At 53.7% G+C, this 21,279-nt stretch carries 24 protein-coding genes; 15 read left to right on the plus strand and 9 right to left on the minus strand.

Annotated features, from left to right (window positions below):
• Positions 1-202: 202 nt before the first annotated feature.
• From dinI to mdtH, 5 genes are all read right to left on the minus strand, one after another.
• Entirely contained in the window at positions 203-448 is a 246-nt protein-coding gene (dinI, locus tag AC6EMZ_RS04215) for a DNA damage-inducible protein I (RefSeq protein WP_498401137.1), read from the minus strand.
• A gap of 74 nt (positions 449-522) precedes the next feature.
• A complete protein-coding gene (gene pyrC, locus AC6EMZ_RS04220; RefSeq protein ID WP_498401138.1) occupies positions 523-1,569 on the minus strand; it encodes a dihydroorotase in 1,047 nt (348 codons plus the stop codon).
• Positions 1,570-1,711: 142 nt separating this feature from the next.
• Positions 1,712-2,272 carry a lipoprotein gene (locus tag AC6EMZ_RS04225; protein ID WP_498401139.1) on the minus strand — a complete coding sequence of 187 codons (561 nt, stop codon included), beginning with the start codon at positions 2,270-2,272 and terminating at the stop codon, positions 1,712-1,714.
• A 126-nt stretch (positions 2,273-2,398) separates the two neighbouring features.
• Positions 2,399-3,046, minus strand: a complete 648-nt coding sequence (gene grxB / locus AC6EMZ_RS04230; protein ID WP_498401140.1) for a glutaredoxin 2 — start codon at positions 3,044-3,046, stop codon at positions 2,399-2,401.
• A gap of 62 nt (positions 3,047-3,108) precedes the next feature.
• Positions 3,109-4,317, minus strand: a complete 1,209-nt coding sequence (gene mdtH / locus AC6EMZ_RS04235) for a multidrug efflux MFS transporter MdtH (RefSeq protein ID WP_498401141.1) — start codon at positions 4,315-4,317, stop codon at positions 3,109-3,111.
• Between the two features lie 257 nt (positions 4,318-4,574).
• On the opposite strand from mdtH, the gene rimJ reads away from it, so the two are divergent.
• The 4 genes from rimJ (at position 4,575) to murJ (ending at position 8,392) form a co-directional block, all read left to right on the plus strand.
• Positions 4,575-5,159: a ribosomal protein S5-alanine N-acetyltransferase gene (gene rimJ / locus AC6EMZ_RS04240; RefSeq protein WP_498401142.1), complete on the plus strand. Its 585-nt coding sequence runs from the start codon at positions 4,575-4,577 to the stop codon at positions 5,157-5,159.
• Between the two features lie 9 nt (positions 5,160-5,168).
• Positions 5,169-5,819 (plus strand): YceH family protein, encoded by a 651-nt coding sequence (locus AC6EMZ_RS04245; RefSeq protein ID WP_498401143.1) that lies wholly within the window; start codon positions 5,169-5,171, stop codon positions 5,817-5,819.
• A 2-nt stretch (positions 5,820-5,821) separates the two neighbouring features.
• Positions 5,822-6,745: a Gfo/Idh/MocA family protein gene (locus AC6EMZ_RS04250; protein WP_498401144.1), complete on the plus strand. Its 924-nt coding sequence runs from the start codon at positions 5,822-5,824 to the stop codon at positions 6,743-6,745.
• Positions 6,746-6,856: 111 nt separating this feature from the next.
• Positions 6,857-8,392: a murein biosynthesis integral membrane protein MurJ gene (murJ, locus tag AC6EMZ_RS04255; protein WP_498401145.1), complete on the plus strand. Its 1,536-nt coding sequence runs from the start codon at positions 6,857-6,859 to the stop codon at positions 8,390-8,392.
• A 59-nt stretch (positions 8,393-8,451) separates the two neighbouring features.
• Here murJ and flgN read toward each other — a convergent pair whose 3' ends face one another.
• From flgN to flgA, 3 genes are all read right to left on the minus strand, one after another.
• A complete protein-coding gene (flgN, locus tag AC6EMZ_RS04260) occupies positions 8,452-8,874 on the minus strand; it encodes a flagella biosynthesis chaperone FlgN (protein ID WP_498401146.1) in 423 nt (140 codons plus the stop codon).
• 8 nt (positions 8,875-8,882) lie between these two features.
• On the minus strand, positions 8,883-9,173 hold the full coding sequence (flgM, locus tag AC6EMZ_RS04265; RefSeq protein WP_498401147.1) for a flagellar biosynthesis anti-sigma factor FlgM: 291 nt from the start codon (positions 9,171-9,173) through the stop codon (positions 8,883-8,885).
• 93 nt (positions 9,174-9,266) lie between these two features.
• Positions 9,267-9,926 (minus strand): flagellar basal body P-ring formation chaperone FlgA, encoded by a 660-nt coding sequence (gene flgA, locus AC6EMZ_RS04270; protein ID WP_498401148.1) that lies wholly within the window; start codon positions 9,924-9,926, stop codon positions 9,267-9,269.
• Between the two features lie 158 nt (positions 9,927-10,084).
• Here flgA and flgB point away from each other — a divergent pair, with 158 nt between their 5' ends.
• The 11 genes from flgB (at position 10,085) to flgL (ending at position 19,970) form a co-directional block, all read left to right on the plus strand.
• Entirely contained in the window at positions 10,085-10,501 is a 417-nt protein-coding gene (flgB, locus tag AC6EMZ_RS04275) for a flagellar basal body rod protein FlgB (protein ID WP_498401149.1), read from the plus strand.
• Between the two features lie 3 nt (positions 10,502-10,504).
• Positions 10,505-10,909 (plus strand): flagellar basal body rod protein FlgC, encoded by a 405-nt coding sequence (gene flgC / locus AC6EMZ_RS04280; RefSeq protein WP_498401150.1) that lies wholly within the window; start codon positions 10,505-10,507, stop codon positions 10,907-10,909.
• 11 nt (positions 10,910-10,920) lie between these two features.
• On the plus strand, positions 10,921-11,631 hold the full coding sequence (flgD, locus tag AC6EMZ_RS04285; RefSeq protein ID WP_498401151.1) for a flagellar hook assembly protein FlgD: 711 nt from the start codon (positions 10,921-10,923) through the stop codon (positions 11,629-11,631).
• Between the two features lie 17 nt (positions 11,632-11,648).
• Entirely contained in the window at positions 11,649-12,899 is a 1,251-nt protein-coding gene (gene flgE / locus AC6EMZ_RS04290; RefSeq protein WP_498401152.1) for a flagellar hook protein FlgE, read from the plus strand.
• A 20-nt stretch (positions 12,900-12,919) separates the two neighbouring features.
• A complete protein-coding gene (locus AC6EMZ_RS04295; RefSeq protein ID WP_498401153.1) occupies positions 12,920-13,675 on the plus strand; it encodes a flagellar basal body rod protein FlgF in 756 nt (251 codons plus the stop codon).
• 11 nt (positions 13,676-13,686) lie between these two features.
• On the plus strand, positions 13,687-14,469 hold the full coding sequence (gene flgG, locus AC6EMZ_RS04300) for a flagellar basal-body rod protein FlgG (protein ID WP_498401154.1): 783 nt from the start codon (positions 13,687-13,689) through the stop codon (positions 14,467-14,469).
• A 57-nt stretch (positions 14,470-14,526) separates the two neighbouring features.
• The gene (gene flgH / locus AC6EMZ_RS04305) at positions 14,527-15,225 is read left to right on the plus strand and encodes a flagellar basal body L-ring protein FlgH (RefSeq protein WP_498401156.1); all 699 of its coding nucleotides are present in this window, start codon (positions 14,527-14,529) and stop codon (positions 15,223-15,225) included.
• 12 nt (positions 15,226-15,237) lie between these two features.
• The gene (locus tag AC6EMZ_RS04310) at positions 15,238-16,335 is read left to right on the plus strand and encodes a flagellar basal body P-ring protein FlgI (RefSeq protein ID WP_498401157.1); all 1,098 of its coding nucleotides are present in this window, start codon (positions 15,238-15,240) and stop codon (positions 16,333-16,335) included.
• Positions 16,335-17,288 carry a flagellar assembly peptidoglycan hydrolase FlgJ gene (gene flgJ, locus AC6EMZ_RS04315; protein WP_498401158.1) on the plus strand — a complete coding sequence of 318 codons (954 nt, stop codon included), beginning with the start codon at positions 16,335-16,337 and terminating at the stop codon, positions 17,286-17,288. Before AC6EMZ_RS04310 ends, flgJ begins: the two co-directional genes overlap by 1 nt.
• A gap of 73 nt (positions 17,289-17,361) precedes the next feature.
• Positions 17,362-19,002 (plus strand): flagellar hook-associated protein FlgK, encoded by a 1,641-nt coding sequence (gene flgK, locus AC6EMZ_RS04320; protein WP_498401159.1) that lies wholly within the window; start codon positions 17,362-17,364, stop codon positions 19,000-19,002.
• Positions 19,003-19,016: 14 nt separating this feature from the next.
• Entirely contained in the window at positions 19,017-19,970 is a 954-nt protein-coding gene (flgL, locus tag AC6EMZ_RS04325) for a flagellar hook-associated protein FlgL (RefSeq protein ID WP_498401160.1), read from the plus strand.
• 79 nt (positions 19,971-20,049) lie between these two features.
• Here flgL and AC6EMZ_RS04330 read toward each other — a convergent pair whose 3' ends face one another.
• Positions 20,050-21,264, minus strand: coding sequence for an MFS transporter (locus tag AC6EMZ_RS04330; RefSeq protein ID WP_498401161.1), 1,215 nt, complete (start codon positions 21,262-21,264; stop codon positions 20,050-20,052).
• Positions 21,265-21,279: the final 15 nt, after the last annotated feature.

Consider the following 21,279-nt stretch of genomic DNA (forward strand, 5'->3'; position numbering starts at 1 on the left):
AGTATATCAATAAATAACCGTTACGAAGGGAAAATAAACAGGTAGCAACACATTTTTGTGCTTTTTAGGATTCTTTGAACAGTAAACCGCCATCTTATTCATCTTTTTTTAAGAAGATGGGCAATTAATTTGAACTTAATTTAAATTCTATAAAAAAAAAGCCGGGGCGACCCGGCGAAAAAAAACAATGAGGGAGCAATAATTAATCTGTGATAAACCAGTCGTCGGCGCTTTCCCAGGTTTCCTGAAGAATTTCGCTGATGCGATCTTTATCGTCTTTGGCTGCACCGATGACAGAAAGGTTGTTGGCTGTAGCGTAGCGCACCGTTACGGCTCCATCACGATCGGGAAAAGAGTTGTTAATGCGGCGGGATAATTCCCCAGCAAGCGCGTCCAGCGCGCCAGCGGGTAATACGGTAGTTTTGGCGACGGTCACTTCAATACGCATAATTGCCCCCTGTGTAATGTACTGTTTATTTATACAGGCATATCATAAAACTTACAACAAGGAGCAATCACTTTTTAGCGTTTTATCGTCCAGTTGACGGTTTCGCCCGCCAGGAAGGGGATCAGCGTGTCGTCAGTCAGCGCGATAGATTCTTCTACCAGGCTTGGCTTACGTTCAAGTTCGATAAAGGTTTCATTCACTGGCAGGCTGTAGAAACGCGGGCCATTCAGTGAGCAAAACGCTTCAAAATGCGCTAAGGCATTCATCTCTTCAAAAACGGTAGCGTAGCTCGCCAGCGCCGTAGGTGCATTGAAACAACCAGCACAGCCACAGCTTGCTTCTTTGCGATGACGAGCGTGCGGGGCGGAGTCGGTTCCCAGGAACGCGCGCGTAAAGCCACTGGCAACCAGCTCGCGTAGCGCCTGCTGATGAATATTACGTTTGAGGATAGGCAGGCAGTACAGATGCGGGCGCACGCCACCCACCAGCATGTGGTTACGATTGAACATCAAATGTTGGGGCGTAATCGTGGCGGCAAGCAGGTCGTTCCCGTCACGCACGTATTCCGCGGCATCTTTCGTCGTGATGTGTTCAAAGACGACTTTCAGTCCGGGCAGACGCTGGCGCAGCGGCTCCATCACCGTGTCGATAAAACGCGCTTCACGGTCGAAGATATCGATGTCGGCATGGGTGACTTCGCCGTGGATCAGCAGCGGCATCCCCAGTTTTTCCATGCGCTCCAGAACGGGCATGATGGCGTCAATGCTGGTTACGCCGTGGCTTGAGTTAGTGGTCGCATTGGCTGGATAGAGTTTGGCGGCGGTAAACACACCTTCATTAAAGCCACGTTCCACTTCGTTCGGATCGAGTGAATCGGTCAGATAGCAGGTCATGAGCGGCGTAAAGTCATGCCCGGCGGGAACGGCATCAAGAATGCGCTGACGATAGGCAATAGCAGCATCAACGGTGGTGACTGGCGGTGCCAGGTTAGGCATCACGATCGCACGGCCATAGATTTCACTGGTGTAAGGAACGACGGTTTTAAGCATGTCGCCATCGCGCAAATGGATATGCCAGTCGTCTGGGCGGCGGATTTTGAGAACCTGGGGGTGTGCAGTCATTGATATGCTCCGGCTTATCAGGAATCAGTCATAAGGATGGCTGTTTTTGCCGGACACAAATCATATGCGGAAACGTTTTCGTTTGCACACTTTTGTGCAAAAACTTTTGTACAGAAAGAAGGGCGCCGTCGCGCCCATCGGATTAGTCAGTGAACGGGATGATGATTTGGCCTGGCTTCACCTCAATACCTTTCGCGTATTTCTTCGCTAGCGCCTCGCCCTGACTTTTATCCTCGCTGAGAATATAAGCAGGCTGCTGATTGAAGTAATTGCGCAGCGACTGATTGAGGTAAGGCATCAGCGTCTGAAGCACCGGCTTCATTTTTTCCGGTGTGACTTCGGCATCGACAACTTCCATCTCCTGCAGATAAATCGCCCCTTTTTCTTTATTGAAGACCGGTAGCGCTTTGAGCTTCAGCTTGATGTTCGCCTTCTGACTGCCGAACAGGGAGTTCATATCCAGACTGGCATCGCCAGAGAGCATGACTTTGTTAGGCTCTTCACGTCCAATCTGGCTGACGAGATTATTCAGAACGATATGGGCATCGGCCACGCCGGGTACACCAATATCTTTCGAGAAATTGTTATGTTTTTCCAGCGCCTGATTAATTTCCTGCTCGCTGACGGTGTACTGAGTCAACTGGTTACAACCCACCAGCAGGCCGCTGACAATGAGTGCCGCAGCAATAACGATTTTTTTCATGGGGTTCCTCAACATGATATCGGCGCATCTGTCCTGATGCGTCAGTATGTCAGTCGGATAATCCCGAGACCAGCAGAAAAAGCTGATAATGAAAGGGGCAGGAGAGTCCTCCCACCCCCGAAGGCCTTAGGTAGCCTGAGATGAGAGTAGATTGATTTGCGTCTGCTTAGCCATATTGTCGCGGTAATCGGCTACGCGCGACGGCCAGGTTATCCCGGAAACCAGCGTCAGGTTTCGCAGTATCGGGAACAGATGAATATCGTCCTCGGAGAGTTCCCCGTTGACCGCGTTAGGCTTGACGATCAGTTTATCGAGGGCGCGTAAATCGTCGCTGATATTTTTCACCAGCCCCGCAGTATGGGAAAGGTGCTCGTCAAAGCTGCCGATAGCCGCCTCTTTTTTCTTCACAAAATAGTCGCGCGCCTGGGGCGTGGCAAACTCATCGAAAGCGCCTTTCGCGAATCGTGGAATCAAGAGACGATTGACATAGCCATTCACCTTGCGCAGCCAGTCGGCGATAGCGGGATTGGGTTTTCCCGTCAGGAGCGGCTTGCCATCCAGTTTGTCGACATAATGCACAATATCCATGCTTTCAGGGAGATAGCGGCTATCGTCCTTTTGCAGAATGGGTGCCATTTTTTTGCCAATCATGCGGGTCGGGGTGGCTTCATCGTCATTGAGCAGCGTAACCAGCTCAATAGGGAGGTTCTTCAGCCCGAAAATCATACGGGCTTTTAGGCAGAACGGGCAGTGATCGTAGATATAGAGCTTCACGTTTCTCCTCCATGTGTTGACCATCAGTCTTCAGTATGGCGGAGAAAAAAGCATGTTTCAAATCAAGCCCCTGGCTCAAGCATGCCGCTGGCGCTTCGTTTCGCACTAAATTGCCACCACAGCGCAAGCAGGGTGATGAAGCCTACAACGCCGAGCATCACCCACGGCAATTCCGGCTGATTCATCGCTTTACCGGCATCGAAAAGCCATCCGCCACCGGCATAACCTAATGCGCCGCCCAGGGCTAATCCCAGGCGGCTGAACCCCATATAACTGCCGCGCGCACGGGGATCGGCAAGACTTGCGCCCAGTGTTTCACGTGCGGGCTCGGCAATGATTGACCCAATATAGAAGGTGCTAATCAGGACAAAGAGCTGCTGGAGCGTACCCACTAACCCAATCGGCATCATGCTGAGCGTCATCAGCAGGAGTCCGGCCATCAAGCGATGTTCAAGGCGAAAACGCTTTTCACTCCAGCGCGCGATGGGATAGAGCAACGTCAGCGACAGGCAGGCTTCAATCGCGTACATCCATTTCACGGCCGCCGGAGTGCCCGCGATATCGTTAACCATAATCGGCAGCATCAGCATGACCTGCACCGCCAGCATGTAGTAGCCCGTCAGCGTGAGGACATAAGTGACAAAGCGTTTATCGGCTAATACGCGCCCCAGCCCTTCACGCACCGGGGCTTTCACCGTGGAGAGTTTCCAGGCTGGCAGCAGCCAGGCGTTAAACCCTGCGCACAGAATGAACAGCGCCGCGCCGGTAGCACAGACCAGCCGGAAGTCATATTGCAGAAGCCAGCTTCCGAGCAGTGCGCCAATCACCGCGCCAGCGCTGTCCTGCATCATCAGCAGAGAGAAAAAACGACCGCGTTGACGAGGACGGATCAGCTTGACAACCAGGGCGGTGCGCGGAGGATCGAACAGCGTACCGCCAAGCCCCGAAAGAAAGCAGGAAAACCACAACAGCCAGGGATCGTGTGCAATCCCCATCGTCGCGAATCCCGCGGCACGCAACAGCATACCGGTGACAATCATCGGTTTTGCACCAAAGCGGTCGGCAATGGCACCGCCAAATACCCCTAATCCCTGCTGAACAAACTGACGTAATCCCAGCGCAATACCGACCATTAATGCCGCCCAGCCCATTTGATCGACAAAGCGAATTGAGATCAGCGGGAATACGACAAAAAAGCCGAGTACAACCAGCATGTTATCCACTAACAGAAAGTATTTACCCAGGTTTCGGGCCTGTGATACGCGGGACATTTTCCCTCCAGGGAAAAATACGCTTGTTCATTCGCGTTGAAAAAGGTGAGCAGGCTAATATTCTGCGGTGTCGCCGCACTTTTTCCCATATCTCCAGCGACAATATTTTTTTATCAAGAAGAGGGTTTGATTCAGCATTTTCATCGATTTTTGTGAAATGAGCAGAAAATGGTATGTCACTGTTTTCACAGAAGGCACTGGCGCAGGTATAGTAAAGATAACGGGTAGAACAGAAGTGACGGGAAGGAGTGGTATCGATGTTTGGCTATCGCAATAATGTGCCAAAAGTACGCCTGACAACAGACAGACTGGTCGTTCGTCTGGTGCATGAGCGTGATGCCTGGCGTCTGGCGGATTATTACGCCGAGAATCGCCAGTTTTTAAAACCCTGGGAACCCGTGCGCGACGAGAGCCACTGCTATCCTTCTGGCTGGCAGGCTCGACTCAACATGATCGCAGAATTCCATAAGCAAGGGACCGCCTATTATTTTGCGCTGCTGGATCCTGAGGAAAAAGAAATTATCGGTATCGCCAACTTTTCTAACGTGGTGCGCGGATCGTTTCACGCCTGCTATCTGGGCTATTCGATAGGTCAAAAATGGCAAGGGCAGGGCTTAATGTTTGAGGCGCTGACGTCGGCGATACGCTATATGCAGCGTACGCAGCATATCCATCGCATTATGGCTAATTATATGCCGCACAATCAGCGTAGCGGCGATTTGCTGACGCGGCTTGGATTTGAAAAAGAAGGTTATGCCAAAGATTACCTTCTCATCGACGGCGAATGGCGTGACCACGTGCTGACGGCGTTAATCACCAAAGAATGGACCGCAGGTCGTTAAGGAGAAAAGATGAACTATCAGTTAACTGCCACCGAAGCGCGCGTTATTGGCTGCCTGCTGGAAAAACAGGTCACCACGCCAGAGCAATATCCCCTTTCGGTCAATGCGGTGACGATGGCGTGTAACCAAAAATCAAATCGTGAGCCAGTAGTGAATCTCAGCGAGCATGACGTGCAGGAACAACTGGACGCGCTGGTTAAACGACACTATCTGCGCACCGTCAGCGGGTTCGGGAATCGCGTCACTAAGTATGAACAACGTTTTTGTAATTCCGAGTTTGGCGCGCTGAAGCTCAACGCCGCCGAAGTCGCGATTATCACCACCTTGCTGCTGCGGGGCGCACAAACGCCGGGAGAATTGCGCTCTCGGGCTTCCAGAATGCACGAGTTCAGTGATATGCAGGAGGTCGAGCAGACGTTAGAGGCGCTTGCCAGTCGGGAAGATGGACCTTTTGTCCTGCGCCTGGCCCGTGAGCCAGGTAAACGCGAAAGCCGCTTTATGCACCTTTTCAGCGGCGATGTTGAAACGCTGGTGAGTGAGGCCGAGGCGACGACTCCCGAGAATGCCCCCGCGCTGGCTGCGCGCGTCGAGGCGCTGGAAAACGACGTTGCAGAGCTAAAGCAGCGTCTGGATGCTTTACTCGCGCATTTAGGAGATTAACCGTGACAAAACTACGTGTTGGCGTTGTCGGGCTTGGTGGTATAGCCCAAAAAGCCTGGCTGCCGGTATTGGGCGCAGCAACCGACTGGACGCTGCACTGCGCATGGTCGCCCACCCGCGCGAAGGCGTTGCAGATCTGCGAAACGTGGCGAATGCCCTATGCGGCGTCGCTGCTCGATCTGGCTCGCGAGTGCGATGCGGTCTTTGTGCACACCTCTACATCGACACATTACCAGGTTGTCACTGCGTTACTGAACGCGGGCGTCCACGTTTGTGTGGATAAACCGCTGGCTGAAAACGTGCAAGACGCTGAACGGTTAATTGAACTGGCCGAGCGCAGGAATTTGACGCTGATGGTGGGTTTTAACCGCCGTTTCGCTCCGCGCTATCAAGATTTAAAAGCCCAGCTCGGCGGTGCCGTCTCGTTGCGAATGGATAAACATCGTACCGACAGCATTGGCCCTAACGATCTGCGCTTTACCCTGCTGGACGACTATCTCCACGTGGTGGATACCGCGCTATGGCTGTCTGGTGGGAGCGCGCAGCTCAAAAGTGGTACCTTACAAACGAACGATCAAGGTGAAATGGTCTATGCCGAGCACCATTTTGGGGTTGACCATTTGCAGGTGACAACCAGCATGCATCGACGGGCGGGTAGCCAGCGTGAAGTGGTCCAGGCGGTCACGGACGGCGCGTTATACGATGTCACCGATATGCGCGAATGGCGCGAAGAAAAAGGAGAAGGGGTGATCGTTCGCCCGATTCCGGGATGGCAAAGTACTCTGGAGCAACGCGGTTTCGTTGGCTGCGTTCGTCATTTTATTGAATGTGTGCAAAATCAGACAGTTCCTGAAACGGCCGGCGAGCAGGCAATTATGGCCCAGCGTGTCGTCGAAAAGCTGTGGCGAGAGGCGATGAGCGAATAACCGGCCGTAACATCTGCCGATAGTAATTCGCTTAAATATGGGTAGACTAAGCGCTTCTTTTAACGCCTGCATTGCAGGCGTTTTGCCGTGTGGTTGTGGAAATTCACGTTAATGAACTTATTAAAATCGCTGGCGGCAGTCAGCTCGATGACCATGTTTTCTCGCGTGCTGGGTTTTGCGCGCGACGCGATTGTGGCAAGAGTTTTTGGCGCAGGTATGGCCACTGACGCCTTCTTTGTGGCATTCAAATTACCCAACCTGCTACGCCGTATTTTTGCTGAAGGCGCATTTTCTCAGGCATTTGTGCCTATTCTGGCAGAGTACAAAAGTAAGCAGGGCGAAGATGCCACTCGCGTGTTCGTTTCGTATGTCTCGGGCCTGTTGACGCTTGCACTGGCGATAGTGACGGTGGTGGGGATGCTGGCGGCACCCTGGGTTATCATGGTCACGGCACCGGGATTTGCTGATTCAGCCGATAAATTTGCCCTCACGTCGCAACTTCTGCGTATTACCTTTCCGTATATTCTGCTGATCTCACTGGCTTCGCTGGTCGGGGCAATCCTGAATACCTGGAACCGTTTTTCGGTGCCCGCCTTTGCGCCAACGTTTTTAAACGTCAGCATGATAGGGTTTGCCCTGTTTGCGGCTCCGCATTTTAACCCTCCGGTGCTGGCGCTGGCGTGGGCGGTGACCGTTGGCGGCGTATTACAGCTGGCCTATCAACTGCCGCATCTCAAGAAGATTGGGATGTTGGTTTTGCCGCGAATTAATTTCCGTGACGCGGGTGCTATGCGAGTCATCAAGCAGATGGGGCCCGCTATCCTTGGGGTGTCCGTTAGTCAGATCTCGCTTATCATCAATACCATCTTCGCCTCCTTCCTGGTGTCGGGTTCGGTGTCCTGGATGTACTACGCTGACCGATTGATGGAGTTCCCCTCGGGCGTACTGGGCGTGGCGCTGGGGACGATATTGCTGCCGTCGCTGTCGCGAAGCTTTGCCAGCGGCAATCACGATGAATACTGCCGCCTGATGGATTGGGGTTTACGTTTGTGTTTTCTGCTGGCGTTACCCAGCGCCGTTGCGTTAGGCATTTTGGCCAAGCCGCTGACGGTTTCACTTTTCCAGTACGGCAAATTTAGCGCCTTTGACGCCTTGATGACCCAGCGCGCGCTGGTGGCTTATTCCGTGGGGCTGATGGGTTTAATTGTGGTGAAGGTGCTGGCACCTGGGTTCTATTCTCGCCAGGACATTAAAACGCCGGTCAAAATTGCCATCGTGACGCTTATTGTGACGCAGCTGATGAACCTGGTGTTTATCGGTCCGCTGAAGCATGCCGGGTTATCCCTGTCGATTGGTCTGGGCGCATGCCTGAATGCCGGGTTACTGTACTGGCAGTTGCGTAAGCAAAAGATTTTTACCCCGCAACCGGGCTGGATGAGCTTCCTGGTTCGTTTGGTTATCGCTGTGGTCGTGATGGCTGCTGCGCTGGTAGGGATGATGTACGTCATGCCGGAATGGTCGCAAGGTACGATGCTGTATCGTCTGCTGCGGCTGATGGCGGTTGTGGCAGTGGGGATTGTGGCTTATTTCGCGACGCTTGCCGCGTTAGGTTTTAAAGTGAAAGAGTTCGCTCGCCGTACTGCATAAACAACTGAAGGGGAGTCACCAGATGGTGCTCCCCATAACCTCTCTAATCGCGTTAGCAATTAAATTGAAATCTTCTTCCCGCCGCTACGCGAACTGGATGTCTGACCATTTGCGCCATACAGCCCAGGTTCCTGATGGGGTTTTAACACCTCAATGGCCTGCTGGTTACGCTCAATTTGTCCTTCCAGCAACCAGCCGTTGTGCTGGTTAAGATCGCGAAGATGCTGAGTTTTTTCCGTAATAACCTGCCAGCGCTGGACGATATCGCCATTGGCGCTGGGTCGCGGGTCTTGCTCCGCACGACGTTGTTGCTCCAGGTAATCCAGGGTTGCCAGCAGCGAGCTTTTATCTTCAGTAATACGCTGTAAAGCGCTGCCGCTGACATGACCCACGGACAACTGTTGTTGCTCGGCATCCATTACCGTCTTCAGGTCGTTCAGGACTACCGTCATTTGATCCAGTATTTCTGACAGTCGACTCATACGGTTATTTACTCAGTTAAGAAACTTTTTGTTTCCTGGATCAGCGCATCAGCAATTTTGCTGGTGTCCATTTTCAACTCGCCGTTACGAATGGCGGTTTTCAGCGCTTCAACGCGTTCCATATTGATGTCGTTGGTGCCAGGTTGCATCAGTTTGGACTGTGCATCACTGAGCGTGACGCTGGTACTGTTCGCTGTAGACGATTTTTCCAGACGCGTTTTCGGCGCTGGGATATCGTTCGTTTCACGAGGTTGTACAGTGCTAACCGGTTTTAGGGGCGATGTACGATCAATGCTCATTGTATTGTCCTCATAGAGGGTTCGCGGCGTTGGCGCCTGACATCATCATTTGTTGATTATTTATCGGCAGTCGCCGCGAAATCTTTAAAAAGATTATAGGTTAATCAGAATATTCCCATCAGAACCGACCGTCCCACTCACCACCTGGCCTGAGGACATTCTTACGCGGGCATTTTGGGCCACGGCAGCGTTGTTCAGCGCTTTGCCTTCGCCATTCACGCTAAAGCCATCACCGTTGGCAATCACCATGACGCGCTGTCCCGCTTTAACACGCCATGCCTGGCGAAGCATGGACAGTTGTACCGCTTGACCCGGTGCCAGATCGCGCAAGCTGACGGAATCTTGAGCCTGGTTAATATCCAGCATAGTCCGCGGCGGAAGTTGGTCTAAACGACCGCGTTTAAGCGCCACGCTGCCAGGTTGTAAAATAGTGCCGCGAGCAATAGATTGCGCGGCGACAACATAATTGCCCGTCGCCTGCACCGCAACCTGTAAATAGCGTTTTTCATTGGCACAGCGCGCCAGGACGTTGACGTTGCCCCACAGACTGGTATTACCGCTCACGCTGAACGAGGGCTGCTCGCAGGAAGGGAGAAGGTTCGGCTGTGTACGGACTTTGACCGTGACCTCATCGCTAAATCCTGCAAGACGCTGCGCGAAAAATGCCGTCAACTGAGTATTAAGATCCTCGGCGTGAGCGAAAGGGCTTAAAAACAGTAGGGTTGCAGCAAGGGCATTTTTAAACGTCAGCATCTCAAATTCCCGCGGTTTCTGGATTTAACAGGATTCTACCCGTAGTGGAATCTCATCAACGCAATAAATAGCGACGCATTTTGCGCTTATTCCGTCGATAACGCACACGGGTTGAGATTTAAGCTACCTGCTGAAATTTCGCCTTCAGCGGAGGAGACATGCTCGATAAACTCGACGCCTCGTTACGTTTTCAACAGGAAGCGCTCAACCTGCGCGCCCAGCGGCAGGAGATTCTGTCCGCCAATATCGCGAACGCGGATACCCCCGGGTATCAGGCGCGCGATATTGATTTTTCCAGTGAACTTAAAAAAGTGATGGAGCGTGGAAGAGCCGAAGGTACGGGTGTCGCTCTGACGCTGACGTCTTCACGCCATATTCCCGCCCAGACGATGACTGCGCCGTCTACCGATTTACTTTACCGCATCCCCGATCAGCCATCCCTTGACGGCAATACCGTCGATATGGACCGGGAGCGAACCCAGTTTGCCGACAACAGCCTGCAGTATCAGATGGGGCTGACGGTTCTCGGTGGACAAATTAAAGGCATGCAGACCGTTCTGCAGGGTGGCAACTAAGTTATGGCCTTACTCAATATCTTCGATATCGCCGGTTCGGCACTCACCGCACAGTCCCAACGTCTGAACGTCGCCGCCAGTAACCTGGCCAACGCCGACAGCGTAACCGGACCAGATGGTCAGCCATACCGTGCAAAACAGGTGGTCTTTCAGGTCAATGCTGCGCCGGGAGCGGCAACGGGCGGCGTGAAAGTCTCCGATGTGGTAGAGAGCCAGGCACCGGACAAACTGGTGTACGAACCCGGCAACCCGCTGGCCGATGCGAGCGGCTACGTGAAGATGCCGAACGTCGACGTGGTAGGCGAAATGGTGAACACCATGTCAGCATCCCGCAGCTATCAGGCAAACGTCGAAGTGCTTAATACCGTCAAGAGCATGATGCTCAAAACGCTCACTCTCGGCCAGTAAAGGAGACACGTATGTCCATTGCCGTCAATGTGAACGACCGGACTAACACCGGCGTCAGTAACACTAGCACCTCAACCGGCTCCAGCTCCCTGACCGGAAACAGTGCATCCGACCTGCAAGGCAGCTTTTTAACGCTGCTGGTTGCCCAGCTTAAGAACCAGGATCCGACTAACCCGATGCAGAACAACGAACTGACTACGCAGCTTGCGCAGATCAGTACCGTTAGCGGCATCGAGAAGCTTAATACCACACTGGGTGCGGTGTCGGGCCAAATCGACAATAGCCAGTCCCTACAGGCCAGTAATCTGATTGGCCACGGCGTGATGATTCCAGGTACCACCATTTTGGCAGGGACCAGCACCACCGATGGTTCCAGCACTACCACCACGACCCCGTTTGGCGTTGAACTGCAGCAGGCGGCGGACAAAGTGACGGCAACGATCACCAATAAAGACGGCACCGTGGTGCGCACCATTGATATTGGTGAGCTGAAAGCGGGCGTTCATACCTTTACCTGGGATGGTTCGCTTACTGACGGGACCACTGCGCCAAATGGTTCTTATAAAGTGGCGATTTCCGCTAGCAGCGGTACGAATCAGCTGGTGGCTCAACCACTGCAGTTCGCACTGGTTCAGGGCGTGATTCGCAGCAGCGACGGTAACAAACTGGACTTGGGTACTTCTGGTACCACCACACTCGACGAAGTTCGCCAAATTATTTAATTTATCAGGAGTAAGTCATGGCCTTTTCTCAAGCGGTCAGCGGCCTGAATGCTGCGGCCACCAACCTGGACGTTATTGGCAACAACATTGCCAACTCCGCGACCTATGGTTTCAAATCGGGTTCTGCTTCTTTTGCCGATATGTTTGCCGGTTCCAAAGTGGGCCTGGGCGTTAAAGTCGCGGGTATCACTCAGGACTTTACCGATGGCACCACCACCAACACCGGTCGTGGTCTGGACGTGGCGATCAGCCAGAATGGTTTCTTCCGTATGACCGATAGCAACGGCTCCGTGTTTTACAGCCGTAACGGTCAGTTCAAACTGGACGAAAACCGTACTCTGGTTAACATGCAGGGTTTGCAGTTGACGGGTTACCCGACGGCAGGTACACCACCGACGATTCAGACCGGTGCCAACCCGCAGGCAATTACCATCCCGAACACGCTGATGGCGGCAAAAGCGACCACCACTGCGACCCAGCAGATCAACCTGAACTCCACGGATGATGTGCAGACCGCCGCTTTCGATGCGACTAACACGGATACCTACAACAAAAAAGGGACCGTCACCGTCTTCGACACCCAGGGTAACGCCCATAACATGTATGTCTACTATGTGAAAACAGCAGACAACAAATGGGATCTTTATACCCAGGATGGCAGCGTAGCAAACTCCACGGCGACAAAAGCCGCGCAGATGAGTTTTGATAATAACGGTAATCTGGCAGGCATATATAACTACAATGGCGCTGGTGTGCTGAGCACAACCGCGAACGCCACTCCCGCTATCAACATCACCACGGGTGCCGTGAGTGGTGCAACTGCGGCAACGTTCTCCCTGAGCTTCCAGAACTCAATGCAGCAGAACACCGGCGCAAACAACGTGGTGGCGACCAATCAAAACGGTTACAAGCCGGGTGACCTGGTGAGCTATCAGATTAACGACGATGGCACTGTAGTGGGTAACTACTCGAACGAGCAGAATCAGGTTCTGGGCCAGATCGTGATGGCGAACTTCGCCAACAACGAAGGTCTGCAATCTGAAGGTGACAACGTCTGGTCTGCAACGCAGTCCTCTGGCGTAGCGCTGCTGGGTACGGCGGGCACCGGTAACTTCGGTTCGTTGACTAACGGCGCGCTGGAAGCCTCTAACGTTGACCTGAGCAAAGAGCTGGTAAACATGATCGTCGCACAGCGTAACTATCAGTCGAACGCGCAGACCATCAAAACCCAGGATCAGATCCTCAACACGCTGGTTAACCTGCGTTAATCGTTTAACGGGATGTTGTCATGGATCACGCAATATACACCGCGATGGGTGCAGCCAGTCAGACGATGAATCAGCAGGCGGTCACCGCCAGCAACCTGGCAAACGCCTCTACGCCGGGCTTTCGTGCGCAGCTTAATGCTCTGCGCGCCGTACCGGTCGAAGGGCTGACCTTACCGACGCGTACGCTGGTTATTGCCTCTACGCCCGGTGCCGATATGACCCCAGGTCAGATGGACTACACCTCTCGCCCGCTGGATGTTGCCCTTCAGCAGGATGGTTGGCTGGCGGTGCAAACCGCTGACGGCTCCGAAGGTTATACCCGTAACGGTAACATTCAGGTTGATGCTGCGGGCCAGTTAACGATTCAGGGACATCCTGTGATTGGTGAAGCAGGTCCACTGACGGTGCCAGAAGGTTCGGAAATCACCATCGCCGCAGACGGGACCATTTCGGCACTGAATCCAGGCGATCCACCGAATACCGTGGCACCTGTAGGCCGTCTGAAACTGGTCAAAGCCGAAGGCAAAGAAGTGATGCGTGGTGATGATGGGATGTTCCGTCTGACCCAGGCGGCACAGACTACGCGTGGCGCAACCCTACAGGCTGACCCGAGCATTCGTGTGATGTCTGGCGTGCTGGAAGGCAGTAACGTCAAGCCGGTTGAAGCAATGACCGACATGATCGCCAGCGCCCGGCGTTTTGAGATGCAGATGAAGGTGATTACCGGCGTGGATGAAAACGCGGCGAAAGCTAACCAACTGCTGGCTATGAGTTAACAGGACTAATTATGATCAGTTCTTTATGGATTGCGAAAACGGGTCTCGACGCGCAGCAAACCAATATGGACGTCATCGCCAACAACCTGGCGAACGTCAGCACCAATGGTTTTAAGCGCCAGCGCGCCGTCTTCGAAGATTTACTGTACCAAACCATCCGTCAGCCAGGGGCTCAGTCCTCTGAGCAGACCACGCTGCCTTCAGGCCTGCAAATTGGTACCGGCGTACGCCCGGTGGCGACCGAGCGTCTGCACAGCCAGGGCAACCTGTCTCAGACCAACAACAGCAAAGACGTGGCGATCAAAGGCCAGGGGTTCTTCCAGGTGCAGTTGCCTGACGGCACTTCTGCCTATACTCGCGATGGCTCTTTCCAGGTCGATCAGAATGGTCAACTGGTCACGGCGGGCGGTTTCCAGGTGCAGCCTGCGATTACCGTTCCGGCGAACTCCCTGAGCATTACGATTGGGCGTGATGGTGTGGTCAGCGTGACGCAACAGGGCCAGGCCGCGCCTGTCCAGGTTGGGCAGCTTAACCTGACCACCTTCATGAACGACACCGGTCTGGAAAGTATCGGTGAGAACCTGTACATCGAAACACAGTCCTCCGGTGCGCCGAACGAAAGCACCCCAGGTTTGAACGGTGCAGGCTTGCTGTATCAGGGGTATGTCGAAACCTCTAACGTCAACGTGGCAGAAGAGCTGGTGAATATGATCCAGGTTCAGCGCGCGTATGAAATTAACAGTAAAGCAGTGTCGACGACCGACCAGATGCTGCAAAAACTGACGCAACTTTAAGGTGTAGCCCGGTGCGGTAATCGCCGCACCGGCTCCCTGTTTTCGAAGATAAAGGCAATGCAAAAAAACGCGGCGATTCGTTATCCGATAGTGACTGTTCTGGCCGTTACCCTCAGCGGTTGCGCCTTGATCCCGTCAAAACCTTTGGTGCAGGGTGCGACTACCGCCCAACCCGTTCCAGGCCCGGCGCCTGTGGTAAACGGCTCAATTTTCCAGACCGCGCAGCCGATCAACTATGGTTATCAGCCGCTGTTTGAAGACCGTCGCCCACGTAACATTGGCGATACGTTAACTATCGTGCTGCAAGAAAACGTCAGCGCGAGCAAAAGTTCCTCTGCGAATGCCAGCCGCGATGGCAAAACTAACTTTGGCTTCGATACGGTTCCGCGTTATCTGCAAGGGCTGTTTGGCAATGCCCGCGCCGATGTGGAAGCCTCTGGCGGCAATACCTTTAATGGTAAAGGCGGCGCGAATGCCAGCAACACCTTTAGCGGTACGCTGACGGTCACCGTTGACCAGGTACTGGCGAACGGCAATTTACACGTAGTGGGTGAAAAACAGATCGCCATCAACCAGGGCACTGAATTCATTCGCTTCTCCGGTGTGGTTAACCCTCGCACCATCAGTGGCACCAACACCGTACCGTCCACTCAGGTGGCGGATGCGCGCATTGAGTACGTCGGCAACGGCTACATCAACGAAGCGCAGAATATGGGTTGGTTGCAGCGCTTCTTCCTTAATCTATCGCCGATGTAAGCGAGGTGAACCATGTTTAAATCCATCTTCGCAGTGGCGTTGGTCCTGCTGGCAACCTACGCCCAGGCTGACCGTATTCGCGATCTCACCAGCGTACAGGGCGTACGAGAAAACTCCTTGATTGGTTATGGCCTGGTAGTGGGGCTGGACGGCACGGGTGACCAGACGACCCAGACGCCGTTCACGACGCAAAGCTTGAACAACATGCTTTCCCAGCTCGGTATCACCGTACCAACCGGGACCAACATGCAGCTGAAAAACGTGGCGGCAGTCATGGTCACCGCATCCTATCCAGCGTTTTCGCGTCAGGGGCAAACCATTGACGTGGTGGTGTCTTCCATGGGTAATGCCAAAAGCCTGCGCGGTGGTACGCTGCTGATGACCCCTTTAAAAGGGGTAGATAGCCAGGTTTATGCACTGGCCCAGGGTAACATTCTGGTCGGCGGTGCAGGGGCTTCCGCGGGTGGCAGCAGCGTGCAGGTGAACCAGCTGAACGGCGGGCGTATCACCAATGGTGCCATCATTGAACGTGAGTTACCGACCCAGTTTGGTACAGGCAATACCATTAACCTGCAGCTGAACAACGATGACTTCACGATGGCGCAGCAGATTGCCGATACCATCAACCGCAGCCGTGGGTTTGGCAGCGCCACGGCGCTGGATGCGCGTACCGTGCAGATTAAAACCTCCAGCGGTGGCAGTAACCAGGTGCGTATGCTGGCCGATATCCAGAATATGGAAATCAACGTTCCGCTCCAGGATGCCAAAGTTATCATCAACTCACGTACAGGTTCTGTGGTCATGAACCGTGAGGTGACACTGGACAGCTGTGCGGTGGCTCAGGGCAATCTGTCTATCAGCGTGAACCGTTCTGCTAACGTAAGCCAGCCGGATACGCCGTTTGGTGGCGGGCAGACGGTTGTGACCCCGCAGACCCAGATCGATCTCCGTCAAAGCGGCGGCTCGCTGCAAAGCGTACGGTCGAGCGCGAATCTGAACAACGTCGTTCGGGCGCTGAATGCGCTGGGCGCGACGCCGATGGATTTGATGTCGATTCTGCAATCCATGCAAAGCGCGGGATGCCTGCGCGCCAAACTGGAAATCATCTAATGCTGGGCGATAGCAAGCTGATGACAAGCGCGGCATGGGATGCCCAGTCGCTCAATGAACTGAAAACCAAAGCAGGTAAAGACCCGGCGGCAAACCTCCGCCCGGTCGCCCGTCAGGTGGAAGGGATGTTTGTGCAGATGATGCTGAAAAGCATGCGCGAGGCGCTGCCGAAAGATGGCATGTTCAGCAGTGATTCTACGCGACTCTACACCAGCATGTATGACCAGCAGATTGCGCAGCAGATGACATCAGGTAAAGGCCTTGGCCTTGCCGAGATGATCGTCAAACAGATGCAGGCGGCACAAGGTGTGCCGCCTGAAGACCAGCCGCAGCAGGTGCCGATGAAGTTTGACCTCGAGACGGTGGCCAGCTATCAGAATCAGGCGCTGACGCAAATGGTTCGCAAGGCGATGCCGAAGCCAGCGGAAAGCAACGATGAGCCGCTGTCCGGCGACAGCAAAGATTTTCTGGCGCAGCTTTCGCTGCCCGCACGTCTTGCGAGTGAGCAAAGCGGCGTTCCGCATCATCTTATTCTGGCGCAGGCGGCGCTGGAATCGGGGTGGGGTCAGCGACAAATTCGACGTGAAAATGGCGATCCGAGCTTTAACATTTTTGGTGTTAAAGCGTCGTCAGGCTGGAAAGGGCCGACGACAGAAATCACCACGACGGAGTATGAAAATGGCGCTGCCGTTAAGGTTAAGGCCAAATTCCGCGTGTACAGCTCCTATCTGGAAGCGCTGTCAGATTATGTCGGCCTGTTAAGCCGAAACCCGCGCTATGCCGCGGTGACACAGGCATCGACGCCAGAGCAGGGCGCTCAGGCACTGCAAAATGCAGGCTATGCCACTGACCCTCAATATGCCCGCAAGCTGACCAGCATGATTCAACAACTTAAGGCAATGGGTGAGAAGGTCAGTAAGGCCTACAGCACCGATCTCGAAAATCTGTTCTAAAGACTCAAGTTTGTGCTACCGCTGTCGATAATCCTTATCAGGACTCGTGTCTGAAAGTTTAAAAGGAACCTCAATGTCCAGTTTGATTAACAGCGCCATGAGTGGCCTCAGTGCGGCGCAGTCGGCACTGAATACTGTCAGTAACAATATTTCCAGTTATAACGTGGCAGGGTATACGCGCCAGACCACGGTGCTAGGTGCATCGAACAGTACGTTGACAGGCGGCGGTTGGGTTGGCAACGGCGTGTACGTTTCAGGCGTACAGCGTGAGTATGATTCGTTCATCACCAATCAGCTGCGCGCAGCGCAGACCCAGAGCAGCGGGCTGACGACACGTTATCAGCAGATGTCAAAAATTGACGACGTGCTGTCTGATAAGACCAACTCGCTTTCTACCACGCTACAGGGCTTCTTCACTAGCCTGCAAACGCTGGTGAGCAATGCAGAAGATCCTGCGGCTCGCCAGACGGTGTTGGGCAAAGCCGACGGTCTGGTCAATCAATTTAAGACGACTGACCAGTATCTGCGTGACCAGGATTCGCAGGTCAACACCGCTATTTCGACCAGCGTCGATCAAATTAACGCTTACGCGAAGCAGATTGCTAATCTCAACGATCAGATTTCACGTCTGACCGGCGTGGGCGCGGGTACGTCACCGAATAACCTGCTCGATCAACGCGATCAGCTGGTGAGCGAGTTGAACAAAATTGTGGGTGTGGAAGTGTCCGTACAGGACAGCGGCACATACAACATTTCTATCGCGAATGGCTATTCTCTGGTTCAGGGCAGTTCTGCCAGCGAGTTGGCCGCCGTGAAATCCAGCGCCGATCCTTCTCGTACGACCGTCGCGTATGTGGATAACGTCAGTGGGAATATTGAAATTCCGGAAAAACAGCTGACTACCGGTTCTCTGGGCGGGTTGATCTCTTTCCGTACGCAAGACCTGGATAAAGCACGTAATACGCTAAACCAGCTCGCGCTCTCCTTTGCTGATGCGATGAACAAGCAGCACGTGCAGGGCTTTGATGCGAATGGCGATCAGGGTAAAGCATTGTTCGACTTTGGTTCTCCAGCTGTGGTCAGTAATACCAAAAACAGCGGTACTGCCTCTGTCACCGCGACGGTAACCGATAGCAGCAAAGTTCAGGCGACCGATTATAAGCTTGAAAAAAGTGCGACGGGCTGGACGGTGACCCGTCTTTCTGACAAGACCAGTTTTGACGTCGTTCCCGATGGCAACGGCGATATGACTTTCGATGGTTTGAAGGTCAACGTCAGCGCGGGTGCGAATACCAAAGACAGCTTTACGGTTAAGCCCGTTGTCGACGTTATCGTCAATATGGATGTGGCGATCAGCGACGAATCCAAACTGGCGATGGCTTCTGCTGCGGATAGCGGCGAAAGCGACAACACGAACGGTAAGGCTTTGCTGGATCTGCAAAGCAGCAAAGTGGTTGGCGGCAATAAAACCTTTAACGATGCATATGCTTCTCTGGTCAGTACCGTGGGCAGCACGACCGCCTCATTGAAAACCAGTAGCGCAACCAAAGATAACGTGGTGACGCAGTTAACTAACCAACAGCAATCCATCTCCGGGGTTAATCTCGACGAAGAGTATGGCAACTTGCAGCGTTATCAACAGTACTACCTGGCGAATGCGCAGGTGCTGCAGACGGCAAGCACGCTGTTTGATGCGCTCATCAACATTCGTTAAGGACGGGGTGAACAATGCGTATTAGTACTCAAATGATGTATCAGCAGAATATGCGTGGCATCACTGACTCTCAGAGTAAATGGATGTCTTTGGGCGAGCAGATGTCCACCGGTCAGCGTGTGAACCGCCCGTCTGATGATCCTATCGCGGCGTCACAGTCGGTAGTGCTTTCTCAGGCTCAGGCGCAAAATAGCCAGTTTGAACTGGCGCGTACCTTTGCCACCACGAAAGTATCGCTGGAAGAGAACGTGCTGAAGCAGGTGACGACGGCCATTCAAAGTGCCCAGGAAAAAATCGTTAACGCGGGTAATGGAACGTTGAGCGATGATGACCGTGCTTCTCTGGCAACCGATTTGCAGGGTATTCGCGATCAGCTGATGAACCTGGCAAACAGCACCGACGGTAACGGACGCTCTATTTTTGCTGGTTTTAAAACCGAGGCCGCGGCGTTTGATGCGACCACGGGCAACTATATTGGTGGCGATAAACCCATTACCCAGCAGGTTGACTCCGCGCGTAATATGCAGGTTAGCCATACGGGTGATTCTGTTTTTGACAATTTTACCAGTAATGCTACTGCTGAACCTGACGGCACGATGGGTGAATCGAATCTGTTTAAAATTCTGGATAGTGCAATCGCGGCGCTCAATGTGCCTGTCGAAGGCGATCAGACTAAAGCCGATGCGTTTACCGCCAGTATCGATCAGGCCAACCGGGGCTTGCGTAATTCTCTGGATAACGTGCTGACCGTTCGTGCCGACCTGGGAACTAAATTGAACGAGCTGGATAAACTGGATGCATTGGGAGATGACCGCTCGCTTGGTCTGACTCAGCAAATGAGCGATCTGGTTGACGTTGACTGGAACGAAGTGATCTCGTCTTACACAATGCAACAAGCTGCGTTGCAGGCATCTTATAAAGCCTTCACCGACATGCAGGGTATGTCTCTGTTCCAGCTTAATAAGTAACAAATTTGACCTCTTAGAACATGTCTGGAAACTGGATATGTTTTGTCTGCCCAATCCGGGTTCCGGATTGGGCTTTTTTTTAGATATTTTGCGCTTCGGCATTCGAAACGCGTGCGCTTTCAATGAATCGAATCATCAGGGCAATGGCACCACACACTGTGGCAAGCATGACCACGCCAGGCCAGCCTATCAGCGTATACACTTTGCTTCCCAGCGCTGAGCCCAATGCCATGCCAATGAAAACCATGGTAAAGAGCAGGGCGTTAAGGCGTCCACGAGCCTGCGGCTCCAGGCTATAAACCAGATTTTGATGTGCGACCAGGCTGGATTGCAGGCCAAGATCAAATCCCACCGCCGAAAGCGCTATCAACATTAACTGCCCGTGAGTTCCCAGAGCGGGCATCAAAAACATCAGGGCGAACGAAACGGTGACCAGAGCCGCACCCATCTGCGTGACTTTACCTGCGCCCAGTTTATCGGCCAACCCACCGGCCAGAGGGGCCGCGAGCGCACCAGCCGCACCGGCGATGCCGAATGCGCCTGCGACGGCGCTGCCGAGGTGATAACGTTCGAGCAGCATCACCGCCAGGGTGGACCAGAACGCGCTAAAAGCAATAGACAGGAAACCCTGAGCCAGCGCGGCGCGACGCAGCGCAGGATAGCGACGCCACAGATGCTCCATTGAACGCATGAGTGCCGGATAGCTCAGCGTGGAATGAACCGCGAAGCGCGGTAAAACAGCCCACATCACCACACCGATGAACGCAATACTGACCGCGGCCAGTTGATACATCACGCGCCAGCCAAACGCTTCGCCCACGACGCCGCTAACGGTACGAGAAAGTAAAATCCCCAGCAGCAAACCGGTCATCACCGTTCCAACGGTTTTGCCCTGCTGTCCTTCAGGAGCAAGGATGGCCGCAGCCGGAACGATATCCTGCGCCATTGTTGCCGCCATACCGATCAGTAAACTTGCCAGCAGCAGAGCGTGAAGCTGACCGGTCAGGCTACAGCCCAGCAGAAACAGGGACAGCGCAGCGCTTTTTATCAGAATCAACGTTCGGCGATCGTGACGGTCCCCGAGCGGTAACAGGAACAGAATACCGAGAGCATAGCCCGCCTGGGTAAGCGTAGGGACCAGGCCCATGCCTTCGATGCCCAGATGCAGATCCGCGCCCATTAACGGTAAAAGGGGTTGAGCGTAATAAATGGATGCCACGCTGAATCCCGCCCCCATGGCGAGGATGAAAATGACCCAACGGCTAACGGCCTGAGTGGATGTGTGTGTGTTCATTAGGTATGCCTCATT

It is taken from the genome of Enterobacter sp. SCRI0065, assembly GCF_059766475.1.

Excerpts from the sequence above, each read along its gene's own strand:
- AC6EMZ_RS04330 (WP_498401161.1), bottom strand. The coding sequence starts at position 21,264 with ATGAACACACACACATCCACTCAGGCCGTTAGCCGTTGGGTCATTTTC.
- flgE (WP_498401152.1), top strand. The coding sequence starts at position 11,649 with ATGGCCTTTTCTCAAGCGGTCAGCGGCCTGAATGCTGCGGCCACCAAC.
- flgB (WP_498401149.1), top strand. The coding sequence starts at position 10,085 with ATGCTCGATAAACTCGACGCCTCGTTACGTTTTCAACAGGAAGCGCTC.
- dinI (WP_498401137.1), bottom strand. The coding sequence starts at position 448 with ATGCGTATTGAAGTGACCGTCGCCAAAACTACCGTATTACCCGCTGGC.
- flgJ (WP_498401158.1), top strand. The coding sequence starts at position 16,335 with ATGCTGGGCGATAGCAAGCTGATGACAAGCGCGGCATGGGATGCCCAG.
- flgA (WP_498401148.1), bottom strand. The coding sequence starts at position 9,926 with ATGCTGACGTTTAAAAATGCCCTTGCTGCAACCCTACTGTTTTTAAGC.
- AC6EMZ_RS04310 (WP_498401157.1), top strand. The coding sequence starts at position 15,238 with ATGTTTAAATCCATCTTCGCAGTGGCGTTGGTCCTGCTGGCAACCTAC.
- flgC (WP_498401150.1), top strand. The coding sequence starts at position 10,505 with ATGGCCTTACTCAATATCTTCGATATCGCCGGTTCGGCACTCACCGCA.
- flgN (WP_498401146.1), bottom strand. The coding sequence starts at position 8,874 with ATGAGTCGACTGTCAGAAATACTGGATCAAATGACGGTAGTCCTGAAC.
- rimJ (WP_498401142.1), top strand. The coding sequence starts at position 4,575 with ATGTTTGGCTATCGCAATAATGTGCCAAAAGTACGCCTGACAACAGAC.
- murJ (WP_498401145.1), top strand. The coding sequence starts at position 6,857 with ATGAACTTATTAAAATCGCTGGCGGCAGTCAGCTCGATGACCATGTTT.
- AC6EMZ_RS04225 (WP_498401139.1), bottom strand. The coding sequence starts at position 2,272 with ATGAAAAAAATCGTTATTGCTGCGGCACTCATTGTCAGCGGCCTGCTG.
- flgG (WP_498401154.1), top strand. The coding sequence starts at position 13,687 with ATGATCAGTTCTTTATGGATTGCGAAAACGGGTCTCGACGCGCAGCAA.
- AC6EMZ_RS04295 (WP_498401153.1), top strand. The coding sequence starts at position 12,920 with ATGGATCACGCAATATACACCGCGATGGGTGCAGCCAGTCAGACGATG.
- AC6EMZ_RS04245 (WP_498401143.1), top strand. The coding sequence starts at position 5,169 with ATGAACTATCAGTTAACTGCCACCGAAGCGCGCGTTATTGGCTGCCTG.
- pyrC (WP_498401138.1), bottom strand. The coding sequence starts at position 1,569 with ATGACTGCACACCCCCAGGTTCTCAAAATCCGCCGCCCAGACGACTGG.
- mdtH (WP_498401141.1), bottom strand. The coding sequence starts at position 4,317 with ATGTCCCGCGTATCACAGGCCCGAAACCTGGGTAAATACTTTCTGTTA.
- flgH (WP_498401156.1), top strand. The coding sequence starts at position 14,527 with ATGCAAAAAAACGCGGCGATTCGTTATCCGATAGTGACTGTTCTGGCC.
- flgM (WP_498401147.1), bottom strand. The coding sequence starts at position 9,173 with ATGAGCATTGATCGTACATCGCCCCTAAAACCGGTTAGCACTGTACAA.
- flgK (WP_498401159.1), top strand. The coding sequence starts at position 17,362 with ATGTCCAGTTTGATTAACAGCGCCATGAGTGGCCTCAGTGCGGCGCAG.
- flgD (WP_498401151.1), top strand. The coding sequence starts at position 10,921 with ATGTCCATTGCCGTCAATGTGAACGACCGGACTAACACCGGCGTCAGT.
- flgL (WP_498401160.1), top strand. The coding sequence starts at position 19,017 with ATGCGTATTAGTACTCAAATGATGTATCAGCAGAATATGCGTGGCATC.